The organism is Paludisphaera borealis, assembly GCF_001956985.1.
In the GTDB taxonomy this organism is placed as follows: domain Bacteria; phylum Planctomycetota; class Planctomycetia; order Isosphaerales; family Isosphaeraceae; genus Paludisphaera; species Paludisphaera borealis.
On sequence record NZ_CP019082.1, the window covers coordinates 5,270,958 to 5,292,003 of the forward strand.

Below are 21,046 nucleotides of genomic sequence, written 5' to 3' on the forward strand. Positions count from 1 at the left end.
GATCCACCCCGTGGGAGTGTCCTCGAATCATGCCCCCCCCACGCGCCTCGGCGTTCCGGCCGGATCAGCTTTGGCGATCGGCGCGCGAGCCGATGTTCTGGCTCGATTCGGACCTTCGCATCATCTGGGTGAACCACGCCTGGGAGGGTCTGACCGGTCACAAAGCCGAGTCCATCCTGGGAACGGTCTGCTCGTCGTACGGGCCCTCCGAGGCGGGCGACGCGGCCGACCTCGCCGCCAGCTTCACCCCACCGTCCGAGGTCCTGGCCGGCCGCGCCGCGACGAGTTCGACCCTGATCCTCCGCGCCAGCGGCGAACGGCTTTGGCGGGGGGTCGCGTTCTGGCCGTTCCGGGGGCCGGACGGCGCGCTGCTGGGACTGCTCGGCCAGGTGCGCGAGGCCGACGACCCATCGGCCGTGGTCACGTCGCAGTCGCATCGGCTCCGCGTCCGGCTGCTCGAACTGCGGCAGGCGCTTTACAAACGCTTCGGATTCGACACCCTGATCGGCGCGGGACCGGCCCACCATCGCCTGCTCGAACAGGTGCGAGTCGCCTCGTCGTCTCGCGCGCCGACCCTGATCGTCGGCGAGCCGGGAACCGGAAAGCGGCACGTCGCCCGCGTGATCCATCAGCTCGGCGCCGCGTCGGGCTCGCCGCTGTCGACCTTCGACTGCCAGGCGCTGCCGGCCGACGTCCTGGAGCGCGAGCTGTTCGCCACGGCGGAGCCGGCCGCCGACCACCCTCGCGGCGCCGAGGCCGCCGCGCCTTCCCGACTGGCGGCGGACGACGGCTCGACCCTCCTCGTCGGCGACGTCCTGGCCTTGCCGCGCGACGTCCAATTGCGGCTTGTCGAGGCGCTCGACGGCCGGGTCCGCCTGCTGTGCTTCACTTCGGGCGATCCGGAGGCCGCCGTCCGTTCTGAACGGCTCCGCTCCGAGTTCTACTACGCCGCCTCGGTCCTGACTATCCGGCTCCTTCCCTTGCGCGAGCGCCGGGGCGAGATTCTGCTGCTCGCGCAACATTTCCTCGAACGCGCCAATCAGCGTGGAGGGCCGCAACGGTCGGGCTTCACTCCCGCCGCGGAGTCGGCGCTCTCGGCCTACGACTGGCCTGGAAACCTTCGCGAATTGGGCCGCGTCATCGACCACGCGCACGCCTCCGGGACCGATGCGAACGACCATCACGTCCCGGCCGTTCCCATCGACGCCGACGACCTGCCCGCCGGCGTCCGAGGCGACCTCGGCGCCGCGTACCTGCCCCCTCGCGCCGCCCCTCCCAAACCCCTCGACGAAATCCTTACGGACGTCGAGCGGCGTCTGATCGAAAACGCGATGGCCAAGGCCCGTCGCAACAAGTCGCGCGCGGCCGAGATCCTCGGCGTCTCACGACCTCGGCTCTACCGTCGGATCAAGGAACTGAACCTCCCCGACGAGCCCGAGCCCGACGCGTGAGCGCCCGCCCCGAGTGTCCCCTCCACACCCGTCCATCAGCCCATGTCTCCCCAGCGAAGCCCGCGCTGGAGTTTTTTCATGGCTTCGTCCGGATTTAGATGTGCTTATTAAGGCTTAATATCGCAGCCTTTCCAACGAGATCGGCGGACTTTCCCATTTATTAGGAAGATCCGTCGAGTAGCTGAATTCTCTAATATGTCCAGGTTGTAAACGCGTTTTAATTTTCGCCAGCGGCCGCCGCTTGGCTCTGGGGGATTTACAGGTATTGCGTCGTGGCTATGATGCGCGAGGTTGATGTTTTTTAATCAACTTTGGTCATCGAGATCTCGCATCTATGCTGCCATGGAGCGATTCATCCCCATGCGACGACAACATTTGACAAGAGTCGTGAACCGAGCGAGCGCCACGCGGTTTTTCCTCGGGGTCGAGTGGTTGGAGCCGCGTCTGGCCCTCAGCGGCGTTCACGGCGCCGCCTGGAAACCGGTCCAGACGATCTCGGGGCAGATCACCAACGACGCCAACGGGCGCGGTCTGGGGAGCGTGCTCGTCCAGTTGATCGGCTCGAACGACCAGGTCGTGGCCCAGACCCGCACGGGGCCGCGGGGCAACTATCAGTTCCGGGTCAGGAACGATGGGACGTACGTCGTCCACGTGGTAGCCCCAAGGGCGTTCACCCAGACCTCGCCGACGTTCACGTTCAGCGCGCCGACGGGGTCGTACGCCACCAACCCGGTGACCGGCAAGCCGTACAACGGGACGAACTGGAGCTACCACACGGGCAACAACAATCCGGCGAACGGGCCGGTGGGGCCGGCGTCGTGGTCGACGGTCGCGCCGGCCGGCGCCCTGCCGTTCGAGTCGCCGATCAACATCACCGGCGCCCCGATCAATCTCGGCAAATACCTGACGATCAACTATTCCGACGCGACGCCTTCGGCGATCATCAACAACGGAGCCCAGATTCAGGTCCAGTTCAGCTCGACGGCCAGCAATTCCATCGACCTCGACGGCCAGTCGTTCCACCTCGTGCAGTTCCACTACCACGACACCGCGGAAAACCAGGTCAACGGCTAAACGTACCCGATGGAAGAGCACTTCGTGAACGTCAGCGCGGCGGGCGCCGAGACGGTCGTCGCCGTCTTCATCCAGCTCGGGGCGCATAATTCGGCGCTCCAGCCGATCCTCGACGCCGCCACGGCCGACCTGACGAGCCCGAACACCACGACGCCGGGCACGAGCCCGATCGATTTCGCCGGCCTGCTCCCCACCAGCCTGGAAGGTTGGTTCTACGAAGGCTCGCTGACGACGCCGCCGCTTTCGCAGACCGTCAACTGGCTCGTGCTCTCGACGCCGATCACGCTCGATTATCAGCAGCTCGCGCAGTACGAGAAGGTCGCCGGCGGCTCCGGATTCCTCCTCAACAACCGTCCGATCCAGCCGACCGACGGCCGCCAGGTGAACCAGTTCAACATCAACCTGGACTTCCAGGGGCAGTCGATCGGCGGAAACGATTTCTCGTTCACTCGCGGAGTGGCTTCGGCCGGTTCCAACGTCTCCACGGCCGCTCCGGCCCTGTCCACGTCGGTAGCTGCCGCGACTCCGCTTGTCGCCCAGATGTCCGCTTTCAGCGGATCGATGCGGACGAGCTGAACCGGTTGGAAGGCGCGATAATTCCTCGGCGGCCGTTACAGGGCGTTCACGAACCCCCGGCGACCGCCGCCGAGGAAGTCGCGCCTCGCGCTGGTCTTTCCGGTTCGACTTCCCGGCCGCGGCGATTTCTGGTAGGGATTTCACGCCCGCGCCCGAACGAGTCGGTTCGTCCCCTCGCTGGGGCGTGGATTGAAACCAATGAGCACGGAAGCGAGTAACCACGGATGCGCATCTTCATCTCGGCCGGAGAGCCCAGCGGCGACCTGCACGCCGCCAACCTGATCCACGCCCTCCGCGAGCGCGCGCCCGACGCCGAGTTCGTCGGCTACGGCGGTCCCAAGATGACCGAGGCCGGGGCGACCTTGCTCTATCCGCTCGTCAACCTGGCGGTCATGTGGTTCCTGAGCGTGTTCCTCAACATCGTCACGTTCATCCGGCTCGTCGTCCGGGCCGACCGCTATTTCCGCGACGAGCGCCCGGACGCCGTCGTGCTCGTCGACTACCCGGGCCTGCACTGGTGGATCGCCAAGCGGGCGCGGGCCAGGGGGGTTCCGGTCTTCTACTTCGTCCCTCCCCAGCTCTGGGCGTGGGCCGGATGGCGGGTCAAGAAGGTCCGCGAGAACGTCGACCTCGTGTTATGCAGCCTGCCGTTCGAGCCGGCCTGGTATCACGACCGCGACGTTCCCCAGGCGGTCTACGTCGGCCATCCGTACTTCGACGAACTCCAGGATCGCGAGCTTGACGAGGACTTCCTGAAGGATCAGGAGGCCGACGGCCGTCCGGTGCTGGCGATCCTGCCCGGCTCGCGGACCCTGGAGCTGAAGCGCAACCTGCCGATCCTGGCGAGCGCCGCGGCGAAGCTCGCCGAAGCCCGTCCCGACGTGCGGTTCGTGGTGGCCTGCCTCCACGATCGGCACAAGACGTTCGCCGAGGAGATCATCGGTCAGACGTTGGCGAAGGACGGTCGACCCGGCCCGAAGCTCGAAGTGATGGCCGGCCGCACCCCCGAATTGATCCGGCTCGCCGACGTCGCCTGGTCAGTCTCGGGCTCCGTGAGTCTTGAGCTGATGATGGAAGCGCTGCCGACCGTCATCGTGTACAAGATCCGGCCGTTCGACCTCTGGGTCGCGCGTTGGTTCATCAAGTCCAAGTACATCACGCTGGTCAACTTGCTGGCCGACGCCGAGCTGATGCCCGAGTACCTGACCGCCGTCGACGTTTCGGCCGATCTCGCTCGCTGGGGGCGAACCTGGCTCGACGACCCGAAGGCCCGCGCCCGGGCGACGGCCGACCTCGCCGCGTTGCGACACACCGCCGCCCAACCCGGTGCCGCCTGCCGCGCCGCCGACCACATCCTCGCCTGGCTCAGCGACCGCCGCGTCGCCGTCGCCGGGCCGTCCGCCACCGCCTATCGCGGCCCACACGACCGGGTCGTCGACCTGGAGTCGATCGAGGATTCGGCCGAACGGGCGTGAAGTCGATCGGACGGATCGAGGAAGGAGCCCGACCAATGGCCCGACCCTGGCGGCTGTTCTGGCTGCTGGTCCTCAGCCTCCACGCCGTGGCCGCCTCCGCGTGGTGGTGGCTCACGCCCGGGGGCTTCCCGTTCTCGCACCCGCGCTTCTGGAGCAACAGCGTCGCCCCGATCGTGGTCCTGGCCGTCGTCGTCGCGGCCGTCATGGCGGCCCGGCGCGAGCGACTTGAACGGCTCCGCGCGAGCCTCGCCGCGTTTCCGGCCGCGTGGTGCGCCTCGGCCCTCGTGGGCCGGTTCGTCTTCCCGATCACCCTCGGCCGTTTGTTCGTCGTGCCGCTAATCGGGGCCGCCCTGATGGCCGGGGCTCTGGTCATGACCTTCCGGCGCAAGGCGCCGGCGGCGGTCTGGCCGGTCTGGGGCGTCGCGCTCGTCGCCGCCTTGGTCGGCGCCGTCTTGCCGCTCTCGCAACGTCCCCCCGCGCCGGACACCCGGCCGCTCAACCTCGCGATGCCCGAGACGGTTTCCGGGACCGTCGCACCTTCTCCAAACGGCCGGCTGGGAGAACGGTTGTTCGTCCACGTCGGCGACGGGTCGGCGACCGTGAAGGCCGGGGGGCTGACGCTGTCCGTCCAGCCGCTCCTGCGGTTCCTCGCCCGATCGCCCGACGGCTGCCTGACGATCCTCGCTCCTCCCGCGATTCGCGAGGGCCCCGACCTGCGACTGACTTCGGCCGCCCAGGACGAGAACGGGCTGTCGCTGACTTACCGCGCCGATTACGACGCAACGCTTCAGGTCGGGCCGGACGCCGGGGCCGGTCCGATCGTCCTGGAGTCGACGGCCCGCTTGCCGTGCCCGATCGAGTCGCACCTGAACTCGTTCTGCGACGTTGAGGTCTCCGGACACAAGCGGCTTTCGCTGTCGTTCTCTCCTTGTCCGAATCAACGCATCGAAGTGCGTCCCGCCGATTATCCCGTCGGCCGCCCGCTGCGGTTCGCGTACATGGACGCCGCTGGAGGTTTTCACGTCGTCGAGGGGACGAGCGGCGAGAAAGGGCCGTTCCGCGAGCTGGCCGGCGGCCGGCTGACCCGTTCGGAGCCGCTGGCGATTACGCTTCACGACGGCGATGCGGCCGTCGCGCGGATCACGCTGGACGATTGGTCGGCCCAGGCTGGGACGGTCCTCTCGCCGACCGCCGGCTGGGGCGCGCCGGTCAACGCGATCGAGTTCAGCCTGGAGGGCGACGCGCCCGGTTCGAGGGCCGCGATCTACATCACGCTGGCCGGCACATCGGTCGGTCGCGGCTGGGACTGCGTCGGCCATGCCGCGGGGACGTATCGGAACCGGCTGAGGATCGAGACCCTGGGCGTTCGGCCTGCTGCTGAAGCGGCCCGGAATCCCGACTTGAAAGCGCCGCTTCCTTGACACGACGGCGTCGGCGTTCGATCATGGAGGCTCGACGTGGACCCAACCGCGCCTCGTCCATCCCGCCACGAAAGCCGCCCGCGTGGAAACATCCCGACCCTACCCCTGGACGCGAAGGTTCGCCTGCAAGTTGTTGCCGGCGGTCGTGCTCGCGCTCAGCCTTGGGCAAGGGCGGAGCGTGGATGCGATGCAGGTTTCCTCAGCTCCCCCCTTCGACGCGGAAGAGCACAGCGAGCACTGCAACTGCGGCAGCAGGTGCAAGAAGGCGTCGTGCTGCTGCGGGCCGAAGGCTGCGAAGCCTCGTCCCGCTTCACCGTCGCCGGCGCGAGCGGATGCGGGGCCGTGCCTGAATTCCGCCCCGTGCGGTGATCCGATCCTGCCGAACGCGCCTCCGGCCGGCCCTAGCGCCAAGGCCGCCGCGCTTGCCCTGTGCGGGCCGCTCACGCCCGTCGTCGCGGAACGGCTCTTTCCTTCCTTCACGCGCTGCATGCTCCCTCCTCGGCGGTCTTCCCGCCTTGACGATCCCCCGGAACGCCCGGCCGTCGCCTGATTCCAGTTCATCGCCCTCGATGTCAACGGACTCCGTCCGCGCGCTCAAAACGCAGGCCGGGGCCAGGCAACGTCCGTCACGTGAATATCCACGGTCGTCGTGAACCGCGCCCTTTCGGGCCGTCGGCTTCGCGCCGGTCCGCGTTCCGAGTTTTTCTATTCAGGGATCAAGACATGCATCGCCGTCGCGGATTCACGCTCATCGAGCTGCTGGTGGTCATTGCGATCATCGCCGTGCTCATCGCCTTGCTGCTGCCCGCCGTTCAGGCCGCCCGCGAAGCGGCCCGGCGCGCCCAGTGCACCAACAACCTGAAGCAGATCGGGATCGCGCTGCACAATTACCACTCGGCCTTGAACACCTTCCCGGTCGGCTTCCTCTACCCGCGTCCCACGCAAGTTTATCCGGGGGTTCCGGCGTTGCATTATCGCTGGTCGGTGCTCGCCCAGCTCACGCCGTATCTCGAACAGTCGAACGTCTACAACGCCCTCAATATGAACTGGCCGATCGCCGCCGGTCCGAGCAGCGTTCTTGGCACTTCGCCGTGGACGCCGTTTCCGGCCAACACGACGGTGATGGCGTCCAAGGTGAACTTCTTCCTCTGCCCCAGCGACTCGGCCGAGCCGCCGACCACGCTGCCGGGCGGCGTCACGTCGGGAATGAGCAACTACCACTTCTGCACCGGCGACGGGTCGCCCGCGACCGTGAATCCGGGCGACGCGGGGGTGACGGTGCAAGCCAACGGCGCGTTCGTGCTTGGATCGGCCCAGTCGATGGCCTCGCTCACGGACGGATCGAGCAACACGGCCGCGGCTTCCGAGCAGCTCATCGGCCCGGCCGGCGGAGGGGCCAGCACGCAAACCGGCGCGACGCCGATGCCGCAGGACGTCCGGCGCGCGGCGGCGATCGGCTCGACGCCGCTCTCGGACGCGGGCTGTGCGAGTCCCTCGGGCTGGCGGCTCGACAAGGGCTACGGCTGGTGGGACGGCGACTATCGCACGACGCTTTACAACCACTATCTCACGCCGAACTCCAAATCGTTCGACTGCTGGCAGTCGAGCCCGCCGCACAACCCGGCCTGGAAGGCCGCCCGCGGCAACCACCCGGGCGGCGTGAACCTGCTCTGCTGCGACGGACACGTCCAGTTCGTCAAGGACGCTGTCAACCTGACGGCGTGGCGGGGGCTCAGCACCCGCAGCGGCGGCGAGGTGATCTCCGCTGACGCCTATTGAGCGGAGGCACGACTATGAACCGTATCGCCGTCGCGACGTTCTGCGCTCTCATCGCAGTAGTGGGCGGAGTATTCGCACTGGCGCGGCTCCGCTCCGAATCGGGCGGGGCTGTCGCTTCCACGTTGATGATCATTGAAGGCTCGACGAAACACCTCGTCACGAAGGAGATGGCCGACGCCAGCAAGGCGATGGTTGAGCGCACGGCCCCACACTTCGAGGCGGTGGCCGTCGATGGCCGTACCTACAACCTCGGCGAACTGCGTCGTCGCGGGCCGGTCGTCCTGACTTTCGCCAAGTTCGGCTGCCCGTGCAGCGAGGCGGCCCAGCCGTTTTTCAATCGATTGCACGCCGCCTACCCCGAAGCCGGGTTTTTCGGGGTGATCGACGTCGAGGCGGAAAAGGCGACGCGGTGGGCGGAGAGATTCCGGATCGACTATCCGCTCTTGCTCGACCCGGCCTTACAGATCGTGCGAGCCTACGAGATCGAGAATTCCGCCTATGTGGTGGTGGTCGACGCCGACGGGCGCATCCTAAATCATTGGCCCGGCTACTCGTCGGGAATGCTCCAGGAACTGGGGGCGACGCTCGCGAGGTTGTCCGACACGGCTGAACGGCCGATCGACGTCGTGGACGCGCCCGATCAAGAGTATTCGGGATGTCCGTTCGACCTGTAGTCCAAGAGGAAGCCCCACGCGGTGCCAGGGCTGCGTCTGGCGGAGATCACGGAGTATCTACAAAAGTGCCCAAGAGACGGGCGGAACGGCCTGTCGAGAGTATCCCAATTCACTGGAGATTTGATATGAAGCGACTGGCATGCGTGGTGAGCGTGATCGCCTTTTCGGCGGTTTCGGTCTGGGCCGGCGGTGACGACGACAAGAAGCCGGCGACGATCAAAGAGGTCATGAAGAAGCTGCACAAGGGCGCTGACGCGCCCCTGAACAAATTGAAGACGGCCTTCAAGGCGGACTCGCCCGACTGGAAGTCGATTCAGGATCTCAGCAAGGGCTTCGTGACCCTGGGCGCGGACTTGCCGAAGAACGACGCGCCCAAGGGCGACAAGGCGGACTTCAAGAAGTTGGCCGAAGCCTACTACGAAAACGCCAAGGCGCTGGACGCCGGTGCCAAGAAGAAGGACAAACCGGCGGCCGAGGCGGCGTTCAAGAAGGTCTCGACCTCGTGCATGGCCTGCCACAAGGACCACAAGCCCGACTGACGGCCGCATGAGGCCCGTGGCCCGGCGGTATGCTGGGCCACGGACTTCGCTGGATCGAACAACCCATCCGCGACTGTGACCACATCACGACGGCTTTCCACGACTCACCTAACGGAAACCACCATGACGAAACGCCTGATTCTGCTTCTGGCCTTCACGACGCCCGCATCGGCTCTTGCTCATGATACATGGGTGCAGACCAATACGAACATCGTCCGCGCCGGGGACGTGGTCCACGTCGACCTGATGCTCGGCAACCACGGCAACGAGCATCGCGATTTCAAGTTGGCCGGCAAGCTGTCGCTGGAAGGCGCCAGTCTGGACGTGGTCGGGCCGGACGGGACACGGTACGACTTGAAGGATCGGCTGATCGACACCGGGTACACGCCGCAGGAAGGCTACTGGACGACCCGGTTCGAGCCCGCCCAGCCGGGGCTTTATCTCATCGGCCACCGATCCGACCGGGTGATGAGCTACGCGCCGGAGCGGTCGATCAAGGGCGCGAAAACGTTCTTCGTCGCCTCGACGAGCCTGGACAAGCCGTCGGCTGACAATCCCGGCTTCGACAAGCCGCTCGGGCACGACCTGGAGCTGGTGCCCGTCGTCAACCCCGTCACGCCGATGGGGCCCGGCACTCCGATTCAGGTCCGGCTGCTCTACAAGGGCCGCCCGCTGGCCGGCGAGCGGGTGTCGTTCATCCCCCGTGGCGCGACGCTCAAATCCGGCCTCGACGATCGTTACGAGCGGCTCACCGACGAGAAGGGCGAAGCGTCGTTCGAGCCGACCGAGGCGAACAGCTACCTGATCGCGGCCCACAAAACCGAGCCCAAGCAGGGGGGCGTCCTCGACGGCAAGCCGTACCAGTTCACGAAATACGGCGCGACGCTGACCGTCTTCGTGCCGCGAATCTGCCCCTGCTGCGGCGGCTGATTCGTACCCGCCTCGGCTCAGAGGCCGCGTCGGCTCACGGTGTCGATCTCGGATTCCTCGAACGAATGCTTGGAGGGGGCGAAGTGGTTGGCCGTTCTGCCGTTCTGCATCGTTGCGCGCACGGCCAGGATGGTGCCGCAAATCACGCCTGTCATTCCCACGCAACCGGCCGAGACCCAGATGGCCACGTCGGCGGCTTCCGAATTGTTTGAATCCGTCGTGGCGGCCAGGGCGATCCCCAGGGCGCAGATCGGGACCCAGACGCCGATCCCCGTGCCCGCGCCCTTGGGCGAGTACTCGGGTGTGGATTCGCCCGGCAACGGTCGGCCCATCTCCAGCGCCTTCAGCCGCTCGGCATGCTGGAATTCCCGGTCTTTCGCGGCGTGGCGCATGCTCAGCACGACCGGCAGAGCGACGACGATCATGAGAATCGCCACGGCGGCGAGCGCGGCAAGCACGCTCAGACTGAACGCATCGTGAGACATGTATCATTCCTTCTGAAAGTCCCGGACCCGGATGGTGTTCGTCGCCGAGCCGGGAATATTGTGGCGACCGTCGCGTCAGTCTTTCTTGTCGTGACAAGCCAGGTCGATGACGACCGTCGCCGCCAGGATCAGGAGGTCGTCCTCGCCCTCGGCGACGTCCACGCCGTAGGTGTCGGTCCAGGTGAACCATTGCTTCGAAACGGTCGCTGCAACCCGTCCGCCCCGCACGAACGTGTACTCGTGATCGGTGAAGCCGCCGGACGCTTCCAGGTCGTCGGGGCCGGGCACGTCCACGCTGAATGTGCAATGGAAGAACGTAAACAACGACTTCTTGACGACCGCCCGAAGCTCGCGCTCGCTGAAGATCTCGTACGTCGGCCCCCAGGCCATCAACTTCTGCCGGATGAAGGCCAGCTCATTGCCCTGCATATCCTGAAACGAAAGCTGGTCGCCGAGGCTGAAGACCGTGCCCTTCACGAAATACACGTCCTCGCCGGACTCGTTCTGGATGGTGAAGTCGTCGCCCCAACTGAAGAACTTCTGCCGCATCACGTACCGCATGGGCGTCTCCCGTTTCGTAGAGTCGGCCAGCCGCGCGCCGCTCCCTCCTGGACTCCGACGTCTTGGTCGGATAGTTGAGGCTTCGGCCGAGCCAGCCAGCCAAGTCGGCCAAATCTTGCTCTTATTCAATAGGGGGACATCTCAAGAGTCACCGGATCGGTCGTGAATTGAAGTGGGAGATCGGGAGGCGGGAGGAGTCGCTCGGCGGGGATGTCCGGCTCGACGGGAGGCATAAGGTTCCAGGGGCTGCGCGTGGCGTTCAGGCATAGATCCTTCAAGAGTCGATAGGACGCCGCGAGATTCCTGTTCCGCTTTCTTTGCATCGACCACCAATCCCGTTGTTCCTTCCATTCCGACGAGCGGCCCGACTCGCCCTGACCAACCTTCTCGGCGGCGAAGGCCTCGCCTGCATCGGCGACCGAGGCCCGGAAGACGTGATCGGCCTCCAGGCCGGCGTACATCGCGGCAAGCCTCTTGAAGCGCGCCGACCTCCTTCTCATGACCTCGCTACCGCAGAGGACGGCGACCACCGCGATCGCGATCATCGCGGTTTTCAGGTTGTATGATTTCATGCGAATCCGCGTCTCCTACTCAAGGCCGTCGACTCCCGCCGTCGCGGCCTCCGGTTTTCATCTCAGGAACGCGCCGCGCTCTCGAGATGCATCCGGAGGTACGACCGGGGCTCGACGTCGGTCAGGGTGAGGAGCTTGGCGAGTTCGAGGACGGCGCGCTGGGCGCGGGGGAGGTCGGCGGCGTCGGCGGCGATGGCTTCGATCTCGGCGAAGTCGCCGAGATTCTCGGCGCGGTCGAGGGCGATTTCGAGGTCGTGGTCTTCGAACCGGAGGTGGAAGCTCTCGCGCTGTTTGCGGATCGTGGCGACGCGTTTGAAGCCCAGGGTCTCGAACAGCCGGACGAGACCGCCGAGCGGCTCGGGGCCGGCGGCGAAGGGGATCTCGATCTCCTCGCGGGTCTTGGTCGGGCCGGCGTGCTTCGGCCCCTTGTAGGTGATCCGGTTGTCGTCGCCGACGCGGCGGATGCGGAAAGCCTCGTTGGTGACGGCGAAGTCGCGCGACGGGTGGTTCATGTAAGAGTCTTCTTGCTCGACGCTCCCCTTCGCCTCGGCCCCGAGTTCAGCGAGCCTGCGGACGAGCCGGTCGTGATCCACGCGGCGGTACTTGACCTCGACTTCAAAGCTCATGGAAGCAACCTTTCGGGCGCGTCGGGCGCGGAATGCACTGGGTGCGGATTCCGCGAGGTTTTAAACCGAGATCCTTGAATATTTCAAGCCGAATGCGAATATACGTCAAATACGGCGGAGCGTGAACGTCTCCGCCGCGCCCGATGTTCGTCGGGCGTCTTGCACGAGGCGTTGGCGCTTCACGGTCGTCCCGTCGTCAAGCGAGCCTCGCGCGATCGTTCGCCCTGGAGTCGCAACGTGGGCTCGCCACTCTTCGTGTTTGTGGCATCGCACTTCGTTCCTTCCTTCAACCTCCCGAACGCCGCTCTGTTCGCGGACTTCTCGGACGTCCCCGCCGGCCTGTTCTGGCTCGTGGGGTTGATTCTGGCCCTCGCCGTCTTCTGCGAGCTGCTGGGCCTGCGGTACATCGCCAACAATCGGGTCGGCGTGGTCGAGAAGCTCTGGGCCGGCAAGGGCTCGGTTCAAGAGGGCCGGATGATGGCCCTGAACGGCGAGGCCGGCTTTCAGGCCGAGCTGCTCCGCGGCGGCGTCCACATCGGACTCTGGCGCTGGCAGTATCGGATTCACAAGCTGCCTCTCGTCATGGTGCCGCAAGGTAAGATCGGCTACGTCTACGCCCGGGACGGCGTGCCGCTGGCGCCGGTGCAGACGCTGGGCCAGGTCGTCGACTGCAACAACTTCCAGGACGCCCGCGCCTTCCTCGTCGGCCCGGCCGCCGCCGCTGATCCCGAGCAAGAGCCCGCGCTCGGCCAGCGTGGTCGGCAGCGGTCGATCCTCCGCGAAGGCGTTTACGCCGTCAACCTGGCCCTCTTCTACGTGATCACCGAGGACATGGTCTACCGTCTCGAAGTCGGCGGCCAGCACGAATTCAAGACGCTCGTGAGCTGGCAGCGCCAGTTGGCCGAAGAGTTTGGGTTCGACCCGGTGGTGATCGGTGGATCGATCGAGGCTCCCGACCCGCTCAACCCCGAGCGTCGCGTGCTGGTCGACAGCATGGGCATCGTCACCGTGCATGACGGCCCCTCGCTGTCGACGGGCGAGATCATCGCGCCAGCGGTCGGCAGCGAGCGCAACGACAAGGACCACCACAACAATTACCAGGACCCTGAGGCGTTCCTCCGGGCCGGCGGCCGTCGCGGTCGCCAGTATGCGACGTTGATCGACGGCACGTACTTCATCAATCGATGGTTCGCGACCGTCGAATCGATCCCCAAGACGATCGTGCCGATCGGTTACGTCGGGGTGATCGTCAGCTATTACGGGCGGACCGGCAACGACCTCTCGGGGCAGACGTTCCGCCACGGCGAGCGCGTCTCGGAAGGCGAGCGCGGCGTTCAGGAAAAACCGCTGGGGCCGGGCAAGTACGCCTTCAATACGTATGCGGGCAACATCATCCTGGTGCCCACGACGAACTTCGTGCTCCACTGGGTCACCGGCCGGACCGAGAGCCATCGCTACGACGAGAGCCTGAAGTCGATCGACCTGGTGACGCGCGACGCCTACGAGCCCATGCTGCCGCTCTCGGTGGTCGTCCACATCGACTACCAGAAGGCGCCCAGCGTGATCCAGCGGTTCGGCGACGTCAAGAAGCTGATCACCCAGACGCTCGACCCGATGCTGAGCGCTTACTTCCGCGACGTGGCCCACAAGCGGACCATGCTCGACCTGCTCCAGGAGCGCGACTCGATCCAGCACGAGGCCCAGGACGAGCTGAGCCGGAAGTTCCACAACTTCGACATCGAATGCGTCGACGTGCTGATCGGCAAGCCCGACACGGCCGAGGCCGGCGGCAAGATCGAGAACCTTCTGGAACAGCTCCGCTTGCGTCAGCTCTCGCTCGAACAGATGGAGACGTACGGCAAGCAGGTGGTCGCGGCCGAGAAGCTCAAAGCGCTTAAGGAGGCGCAGGCGACGGCCGAGATGCAGACCACGCTGACCAACTCGCTGATCCAGGTGCGGATCGTCGAGAACGAGGCCGAGGCCCAGCTCGCCAAAGCCCGCAAGGAAGCCGAGCAAGTCGTCGTCCGGGCCGAGGCCGACAGCCGTCGGAAGATCCTCGCCGGCCGGGGCGAAGGCGCCCGGCTGCTCCAGGAAGGTCTGTCCGAAGCGTCGGTCTTGCTTCGCAAGATCCAGTCGTTCACCGACCCCCGGCTCTACGCCCTGTCGGTCGTCGCACAGAATCTGGCCTCCAGCACGCAGCCGCTGGTTCCCGAGCGCGTGTTCATGGCGCCGGGGAGCGGCGGCACGGCCGACGGCGGCTCGGCCGTCGGGACCGGCCTCATGGGCATGCTCATGAGCCTGCTCGTCGCCGAGAAATCGGGCTTCGACCTCGCCAGTTCGCCGAACGGGAGCGGCCTCCAAGACTTCACCGACGCGATCGCCAAGCAGGCGATGGAGAACATCCAGGCGGCCATGGCGACCGGCGGCGTCGACGGCGTCCCGAGCATCGAACCCGCCCCGTCCGTCGACCCGATCCGCGCCAACGGCATGGTCGTCGAGACGACCTGAGGCCGCCGGCACGGGATCGTTCAACCCCACGGAAGCGAACGCCCGCCCTCGCCAGGCGGGCGTTTTCGTCGACGACGCGCGCGTCGGACGTCTCATCATCGCATGGAGAGATGGCACGAGATGCGGGCCGGTAGTACTATTGAAACGGCAAGACGAGAGAGATCGTACTTCGAATCCAAATAATTAAAGCGAACGAAGATATGCCGATTCATTTGTTGCCGACTCGTCGTGATTTCCTCTCGGGCCTCGCTCTCGGCGGCGTCTCGACGGTCCTCGGCTGCGGGAACGCCGAGCAACCCGTCGCGGTCGGCGAGCCGACGCCCAGTGCGTTGCCGTCGGGGTACATCGCGCTCCTGTCCGACACGCACATCAACGCGGACCCGGTCGTCGCGGAAAACGGCGGGCCCAAGAACAACATGACCAAGAACCTGCGGGTCGCCATCCTCGACATCCTCAAGCAGCCCGAAATGCCGAGGGCCGTGGTCGTGCTCGGCGACCTCGCCCACAAAGACGGGCAGCCCGGCGATTACCAGCAGTTCCTGTCGTTGATCCGTCCGCTCCGCGAGTTCGGCGTGCCCTTTCACCTGGCGATGGGGAACCACGACGACCGGGCCCAGTTCCTCCAAGTGCTCAAGCCCGAAGACCCCGGGCTGGGCCTGGTCGACGATCGCTACATCGGAGTCGTGAACGTCGCCGGAATCCGGCTGGTGATCCTCGATTCGCTCGACAAGCCGAAGCAGGTGACCGGCAATCTCCGCGAGCCCCAGCGCGCGTGGCTGGCGAAGACGCTCGACGCCGAGCCGCAGTCGTCGACGGTCGTCCTGGTTCACCACAACCCCAAAAACGCGTCGGAAAACGCCTGGCAGTGCCTCTGGGACACCGAGGAACTCCTGGCGATCCTCCGCCCTCGCAAGCAGGTCAAGGCCCTGGTCTTCGGTCATTCGCACAGGTGGGATCTCCGACGCGACGGCGACCTGCATTTCGTCAACCTGCCGGCCGTCGGCTACCCGTTCGCCGCCGACCAGCCACTGGGCTGGTGCCGGTTCGAGCCCACGGTCGACGGCGCGACGATCGAGCTGCACCGCGTCGACGGCGGTCTCGACAAGGATCTCGAACCCGTCGATCTGAAGTGGCGCGCGACCTGATCGACGCGGCCGTTCCGCGCCTCGGGGCCGCCGTCGGGGGCCCGTCGCGAATCGGAAAATCGCCTCGGCGAACGCCGCAAGCCGGTACGTTCAAGGGGCCTTCGCCAAGGTCGTCGGTAAGCGATTGACGGACTAGGGGCCGTCGATACAATCAGGTGGTCGTTCCCGACCGTCGCCTCCGAGGCATCGCGACGTCGGGCCTGATTCAGCCTTCTGAACCTAGCAACGAGGTGCATAGTGATCGTCATCCCCAGGGAAGAGGGCGAAGGCGTCATGATCGGCGACGACGTCATCGTCACGGTCGTGGAGATTCGGGGCGACAGGGTCAGGCTGGCCATCGAGTACCCCGAAGACATGACCCTCCAGCGGGGTGAAGCGCGCCCTCGGGTGCGCACGTATCGCGACGTCCTGCTCGAGCCCTCGTCCCGCTTCTGACGATCGGGGCCGCGGCGATCGGAACCCGTTCGCTTCGCCGCGGCGACCATTCCCGACTCCCCCATCCCCCGCACGCCGCCGAGACTCGCGCGGCGTCGTCCTCCCCTCGCTCGCCTCCCATCTCGCGATTGGCCTTCCCTCGAACCCGGGGGTCTGATTAGAATCCACTTGATCGTTCACCAAGTCGGCGTGAACGCACCCCGCCGCGGCATCGGGAACGAAGTCGGTTCCCCTCTTTCTCCGAGGCTGAGAATGACGGATCGCGAGTTGGAGCTTTTCGCGACCGAGGAGTTGATCGACGAACTCCTCCGCCGCACCACGTTTCAAGGCGTCATCGTCCACTCCCAGGAAGAAGCCAAGAACCAGGATTGGGACGGCGAGCGGACGTTCAGCGTCCGGTTCAACGGCAACCTCGAAACCCAGGAAGCCGGCCGGCTGCTCGAAGTCGTCAGCCGCCGCCTGGCCGACCCCGTCTGAATCCCGCTCCGAGCGAAGCGAATCGGACTCGACACGTTGGAATTTCCCGGCATCATAGGGGCCGGGAACCCACGAAGTCGCCTCGCGCCAGGAGAGACGGCATGTCCACGGATGAAGAGCGCAAACGGGCCTACAAGGCCTTCAAGAAGCGCCTTAAACTCGCACGACTCGACGACCACTCGGGCCTCAGCCCCGGCTCCAAGACCTCCCATATCGGCGGCATCACCCCCCCCGCCGGCCACCCCGTGGGGATCTGGGACGAGCTGGTCGCCGAAGGCAAGCTGAAGCCCGAGGGGCACGGAATCTACAAGCTGGCCAACGAGATCTAAGGCGGCCTGCCGTTGGATTGCAGGCGGGACGGAGTCGAACTCCCTTCTCCCCTTGCGGGAGAAGGCATGCTCGCGACAGCCTGCTTTGATGGCTGTCCGCGCCCGCCGGTGCGCCGCTCTGAGGCCTCGCCCGCGCGCCGACGTTGACCTTGTCGCCGGTTCCGGCCTAGAATTCGGGCATGTCATCAACACACGCAGACTCCGATCGTTCCGGCTCGCACGCGCACCCGGCCAACCGGCTGGCGGGCGAGACCAGCCCTTACTTGCTCCAACACGCGCAGAACCCGGTCGACTGGTTTCCGTGGGGGCCTGAGGCCCTCGAACGGGCCCGGGCCGAGAACCGGCCGATCTTCCTGTCGATCGGCTACTCGGCGTGCCACTGGTGCCACGTCATGGAGCGCGAGAGCTTCGAGAATCCGGATATCGCCCGGATCATGAACGCCCACTTCGTGAATATCAAGGTCGACCGCGAAGAACGCCCCGACCTCGACCAGATCTACATGAACGCGGTCCAGGCGATGACCGGGCGAGGCGGCTGGCCGATGTCGGTCTTCCTCACGCCCGACCTCAAGCCGTTCTACGGCGGCACCTATTTCCCCCCCACCGACTCGCGGGGGATGCCGGGGTTCCCCCGGGTCTTGCTGAGCGTGAATCGCGCCTGGGAAGAGCGGCAGGACGAGATCAAGCAGTCGGCCGCCGAGATGACCGACCGGCTGCACGAGATGGCGGCCGTCGCCCGGGGTGGGTCGGCCGACTCGCTGGTCGTCGACCACCTCGACCGCGCATCGAGGGCGCTCGTCAAGACCTTCGACGCCCTCAACGGCGGCTTCGGCCACGCGCCCAAGTTCCCCCACCCGATGGACCTCCGCGTCCTGCTCCGACAGGCCGAGCGGACCGGCGACGCTCAGGCCCGGCACGCGGCCGTGCACACGCTCCACAAGATGGCTCGCGGCGGCATCTACGACCACCTGGGAGGCGGCTTCGCCCGCTACTCGACCGACGACCGCTGGCTCGCCCCCCACTTCGAGAAGATGCTCTACGACAACGCGCTCCTGACCTCGACGTACCTGGAGGCGCTCCAACTCACCGGCGAGCCCTACTTCGGCCAGGTCGCCCGCGAGACCTTGGACTACGTCCTCGGCCGCATGACCGCCCCCGAGGGGGGCTTCTACTCGACCGAGGACGCCGACAGCGAAGGCGAGGAGGGGAAGTTCTACGTCTGGTCGCTGGGCGAAATCCTCGACCTGCTGGGCGAAGAGCGTGGCAAGACGTTTGCTTATGTTTATGACGTCTCGCCGCCCGGCAACTGGGAAGGCCGCAACATCCTCAACCTGCCCCGGACGATCACCCAGGCGGCGCAGGTGCTGGGGCGCGACGAGACGGAGCTGAACGCCGAACTGGCCGCGTCGCGCACGGTCTTGCTCGCGGCCCGCGAGAAGCGGATTCCGCCGGCCAAGGACACGAAGGTCCTCGTCTCCTGGAACGGCCTGATGATCGCGGCCCTCGCCCCGGCCGGCCGGTTGCTCAAGGAGCCTCGGTATCTCGACGCCGCGCGCCGCGCGGCCGGCTTCATCCTCGACCGGATGCGAGCCGACGACGGCCGGCTGCTGCACACCTACAAGGACGGCCGGGCGACCCTCAACGCCTACCTCGACGACTACGCCTGCCTGATCGACGGCCTGACCCGGCTCTACGAGGCGACCGGCGAACCGCGGTGGATCGAGGCCGCCCTCGACCTGGCGCGGGTCATGATCGACGAGTTCGTCGATCCCGAGCACGGCGGCTTCTTTTTCACCGGCAAGAGCCATGAAGTCCTGATCACGCGTCAGAAGGACCTGTTCGACAACGCGACCCCCTCGGGCAACGGCATGGCCGCGTCCGCCCTCGTCCGTCTGGCCGCGCTCACCGGCCGAGACGACCTCGACCGGACCGGGCGCGAGGCGATCGCGGCGGTCGAGACCGTATTCGAGAACGCCCCCACGGCGGCCGGGCAGAGCCTGCTCGCCCTTGACTTCGCGGTCGCGCCGGGCTGCGAACTGGCCGTGGTCGCGGGCTCGGCCCCGCGCGAGTTCGACCAGGTTCTCGAAGCCGTCCACGCCCGGTTCCTGCCGCGCGCGGTCGTCGCCCCGGCGGCCCCGGGAGCCGTCGAATCGCTCGCCTGCGTGGTCCCCCTGTTGGAGAATCGTCCTCCGATCGGCGACCGTGCGACGCTCTATTACTGCGAGGATCGCGCCTGCCGCCAGCCGGTCGCCGGACTCGACGAGGCGGCGAAACTTCTGGCTGGGCTCGACGCCGGCGCGGAACCGTCGTCCTAAGGACGCCGGGCCTGCGGGCCTTGATCGCGGAGGGCGAGCTTGCCGGCTTCCGCGATCGTCGAATAGACTGAAGGCAAGAGACGATCGCCGTCTTCCAATCGAAGGCGGATCGAGCAAGGTCGGAACGACATCTTGGGAGGCTCGCCGATGCCGAGACGGATCTATTTTGGCCTGGCCGTGGTCGCCGCGTTGAGCGCCTTCTGCTGGCAGGCGACGCAGGGCGCCAAACCCAAGGACGAGATGCTCGAGCTGTACGGGTTGTTCGTCGACGCCGTCGAGAAGGTCGAAGCCAACTACGTGCGTCCCGTCACGCGCCGCGAGCTGCTGGAGAGCGCCCTCGAAGGGATGCTCCAGAACCTCGACCAGCATTCCTCGTTCATCAACACGAGCGAATGGAAGCAGTTCCGCAAGCAGATCGAGGGCAAGTTCGGCGGCATCGGCATCCAGGTCGGCCTCGACAACGACGCCGGCCGGCTGCGGGTGATCTCGCCGATGGTCGGCACCCCGGCCTATGAGGCGGGGGTGATGGCCGGCGACCTGATCATGGACATCGACGGCCATTCGACCGAGGGGATGAGCCCCGACAAGGCCGTCGAAGTGCTCACCGGCCGTCCCGGCACCGAGGTCACGCTCGACGTCCTGCACGAGGGGAGCGAGCAGCCCGAACCGATCAAGCTCACCCGCGCGATCATCGAAGTCCCCAGCGTCCTGGGCGACCACCGCGAGAAGAACGGCCGGTGGGACTATATGATCGACAAGGACAAGAAGATCGGCTATATCCGGATCTCGTCGTTCATCCAGAACACCGCCGAAGAACTCCGTAAGGCGCTCGACGAGTTGAAGGACCAGGACGCCAAGGCCCTGATCCTCGACCTTCGCGACAACCCCGGCGGCCTGCTGAGCGCCGCGGTCGAGGTGTCCGACACGTTCCTCGACAAGGGGGACATCGTCAGCACCAAGGGACGGAACACGATCCCCAAGACCTACACCGCCCAGAAAGACAGCACGTATGAAGACCTGCCGATGGTCGTGCTGGTCAACCAGAACTCGGCGTCGGCTTCCGAGATCGTCTCCGCGGCGCTCCAGGACCACAAGCGGGCGACGATCGTCGGCCAGCGGAGCTACGGCAAGGGGTCGGTGCAGAACATCCTCGAACTCGAAGACGGCGACAGCGTCCTCAAGCTGACCGTCGCCAGCTACTTCCGGCCGTCCGGCGAGAACATCCACCGGTTTCGCGACTCCAAGACGACCGACAAGTGGGGCGTCTCGCCCGACCCGGGCATGGAGGTCAAGCTCAAGCCGACCGAGTACATCGAATGGTTCCGGGGCCGTCGCACCCGCGACCTCCCCGAGCTGGCCAAGCTCAACCCGAAGAAGCACGTCGAGGCCAAGTCCGACGCCGAGAAGGCCCAGGACAACAAGGACAAGGCCGAGTCCAAGGACGTCGAGAAGAAAGACAAGCCCCCCGCCGATCCGACCAAGCCCGCGCCCCCGCTGAAGGTCGTCGCGCCCGCCGCCGACAGCCATAAGTTCGTGGACAAGGTCGTCGACAAGGCCCTTGAAGTCCTCAAGGCCAAGCTCGCCGCGCCCGCTCCGGCCGAAGAGGCCAAGGCGAAGGCGGCCTGACCCCGGAGCCTCGGCCCGGTTCTCACAACCCGTTCCATCCCCGTCGTG

At 66.3% G+C, this 21,046-nt stretch carries 19 protein-coding genes and 1 pseudogene; 15 read left to right on the top strand and 5 right to left on the bottom strand.

What is annotated here, in order from left to right:
* The first annotated feature begins 29 nt into the window (after positions 1-29).
* The 4 genes and pseudogenes from BSF38_RS20320 (at position 30) to BSF38_RS20340 (ending at position 5,997) form a co-directional block, all read left to right on the top strand.
* Entirely contained in the window at positions 30-1,451 is a 1,422-nt protein-coding gene (locus tag BSF38_RS20320; RefSeq protein ID WP_076348687.1) for a sigma 54-interacting transcriptional regulator, read from the top strand.
* Positions 1,452-1,811: 360 nt separating this feature from the next.
* Positions 1,812-3,101: pseudogene (locus BSF38_RS30090) on the top strand (carbonic anhydrase family protein).
* Positions 3,102-3,325: 224 nt separating this feature from the next.
* Entirely contained in the window at positions 3,326-4,576 is a 1,251-nt protein-coding gene (lpxB, locus tag BSF38_RS20335) for a lipid-A-disaccharide synthase (protein WP_076348693.1), read from the top strand.
* 35 nt (positions 4,577-4,611) lie between these two features.
* A complete protein-coding gene (locus BSF38_RS20340) occupies positions 4,612-5,997 on the top strand; it encodes a hypothetical protein (RefSeq protein WP_145952247.1) in 1,386 nt (461 codons plus the stop codon).
* Positions 5,998-6,096: 99 nt separating this feature from the next.
* Here the strand turns inward: BSF38_RS20340 and BSF38_RS20345 are convergent, their stop codons facing one another.
* A complete protein-coding gene (locus tag BSF38_RS20345) occupies positions 6,097-6,486 on the bottom strand; it encodes a hypothetical protein (RefSeq protein ID WP_076348697.1) in 390 nt (129 codons plus the stop codon).
* Between the two features lie 234 nt (positions 6,487-6,720).
* Here BSF38_RS20345 and BSF38_RS20350 point away from each other — a divergent pair, with 234 nt between their 5' ends.
* From BSF38_RS20350 to BSF38_RS20365, 4 genes are all read left to right on the top strand, one after another.
* Entirely contained in the window at positions 6,721-7,776 is a 1,056-nt protein-coding gene (locus BSF38_RS20350; RefSeq protein WP_076348699.1) for a DUF1559 domain-containing protein, read from the top strand.
* A 14-nt stretch (positions 7,777-7,790) separates the two neighbouring features.
* Positions 7,791-8,450 carry a peroxiredoxin family protein gene (locus tag BSF38_RS20355; protein WP_076348701.1) on the top strand — a complete coding sequence of 220 codons (660 nt, stop codon included), beginning with the start codon at positions 7,791-7,793 and terminating at the stop codon, positions 8,448-8,450.
* Positions 8,451-8,575: 125 nt separating this feature from the next.
* Positions 8,576-8,989: a cytochrome c gene (locus tag BSF38_RS20360; RefSeq protein WP_076348703.1), complete on the top strand. Its 414-nt coding sequence runs from the start codon at positions 8,576-8,578 to the stop codon at positions 8,987-8,989.
* A 123-nt stretch (positions 8,990-9,112) separates the two neighbouring features.
* Complete coding sequence (locus tag BSF38_RS20365; RefSeq protein WP_083713121.1) at positions 9,113-9,919, top strand: DUF4198 domain-containing protein; 807 nt, start codon at positions 9,113-9,115, stop codon at positions 9,917-9,919.
* Between the two features lie 17 nt (positions 9,920-9,936).
* Here BSF38_RS20365 and BSF38_RS20370 read toward each other — a convergent pair whose 3' ends face one another.
* From BSF38_RS20370 to cyaB, 4 genes are all read right to left on the bottom strand, one after another.
* Positions 9,937-10,404 carry a hypothetical protein gene (locus BSF38_RS20370; protein ID WP_076348707.1) on the bottom strand — a complete coding sequence of 156 codons (468 nt, stop codon included), beginning with the start codon at positions 10,402-10,404 and terminating at the stop codon, positions 9,937-9,939.
* Positions 10,405-10,479: 75 nt separating this feature from the next.
* Positions 10,480-10,965, bottom strand: a complete 486-nt coding sequence (locus BSF38_RS20375; RefSeq protein ID WP_076348709.1) for an LURP-one-related/scramblase family protein — start codon at positions 10,963-10,965, stop codon at positions 10,480-10,482.
* Between the two features lie 125 nt (positions 10,966-11,090).
* Positions 11,091-11,537, bottom strand: a complete 447-nt coding sequence (locus BSF38_RS20380) for a hypothetical protein (protein WP_076348711.1) — start codon at positions 11,535-11,537, stop codon at positions 11,091-11,093.
* A 62-nt stretch (positions 11,538-11,599) separates the two neighbouring features.
* Entirely contained in the window at positions 11,600-12,163 is a 564-nt protein-coding gene (cyaB, locus tag BSF38_RS20385; protein ID WP_076348713.1) for a class IV adenylate cyclase, read from the bottom strand.
* Between the two features lie 237 nt (positions 12,164-12,400).
* Here cyaB and BSF38_RS20390 point away from each other — a divergent pair, with 237 nt between their 5' ends.
* The 7 genes from BSF38_RS20390 to BSF38_RS20420 all read left to right on the top strand — a co-directional run bounded on the left by BSF38_RS20390 (position 12,401) and on the right by BSF38_RS20420 (position 20,998).
* Positions 12,401-14,671: an SPFH domain-containing protein gene (locus BSF38_RS20390; protein WP_237170539.1), complete on the top strand. Its 2,271-nt coding sequence runs from the start codon at positions 12,401-12,403 to the stop codon at positions 14,669-14,671.
* Positions 14,672-14,871: 200 nt separating this feature from the next.
* On the top strand, positions 14,872-15,816 hold the full coding sequence (locus tag BSF38_RS20395) for a metallophosphoesterase family protein (RefSeq protein WP_076348717.1): 945 nt from the start codon (positions 14,872-14,874) through the stop codon (positions 15,814-15,816).
* 237 nt (positions 15,817-16,053) lie between these two features.
* Complete coding sequence (locus BSF38_RS20400) at positions 16,054-16,251, top strand: carbon storage regulator (protein WP_076348719.1); 198 nt, start codon at positions 16,054-16,056, stop codon at positions 16,249-16,251.
* 252 nt (positions 16,252-16,503) lie between these two features.
* Entirely contained in the window at positions 16,504-16,728 is a 225-nt protein-coding gene (locus BSF38_RS20405; protein WP_076348721.1) for a hypothetical protein, read from the top strand.
* A 101-nt stretch (positions 16,729-16,829) separates the two neighbouring features.
* A complete protein-coding gene (locus tag BSF38_RS20410) occupies positions 16,830-17,057 on the top strand; it encodes a hypothetical protein (protein ID WP_076348723.1) in 228 nt (75 codons plus the stop codon).
* 179 nt (positions 17,058-17,236) lie between these two features.
* Positions 17,237-19,372, top strand: coding sequence for a thioredoxin domain-containing protein (locus BSF38_RS20415; RefSeq protein WP_076348725.1), 2,136 nt, complete (start codon positions 17,237-17,239; stop codon positions 19,370-19,372).
* A gap of 147 nt (positions 19,373-19,519) precedes the next feature.
* Entirely contained in the window at positions 19,520-20,998 is a 1,479-nt protein-coding gene (locus BSF38_RS20420) for a S41 family peptidase (RefSeq protein ID WP_076351201.1), read from the top strand.
* Positions 20,999-21,046 lie beyond the last annotated feature (48 nt).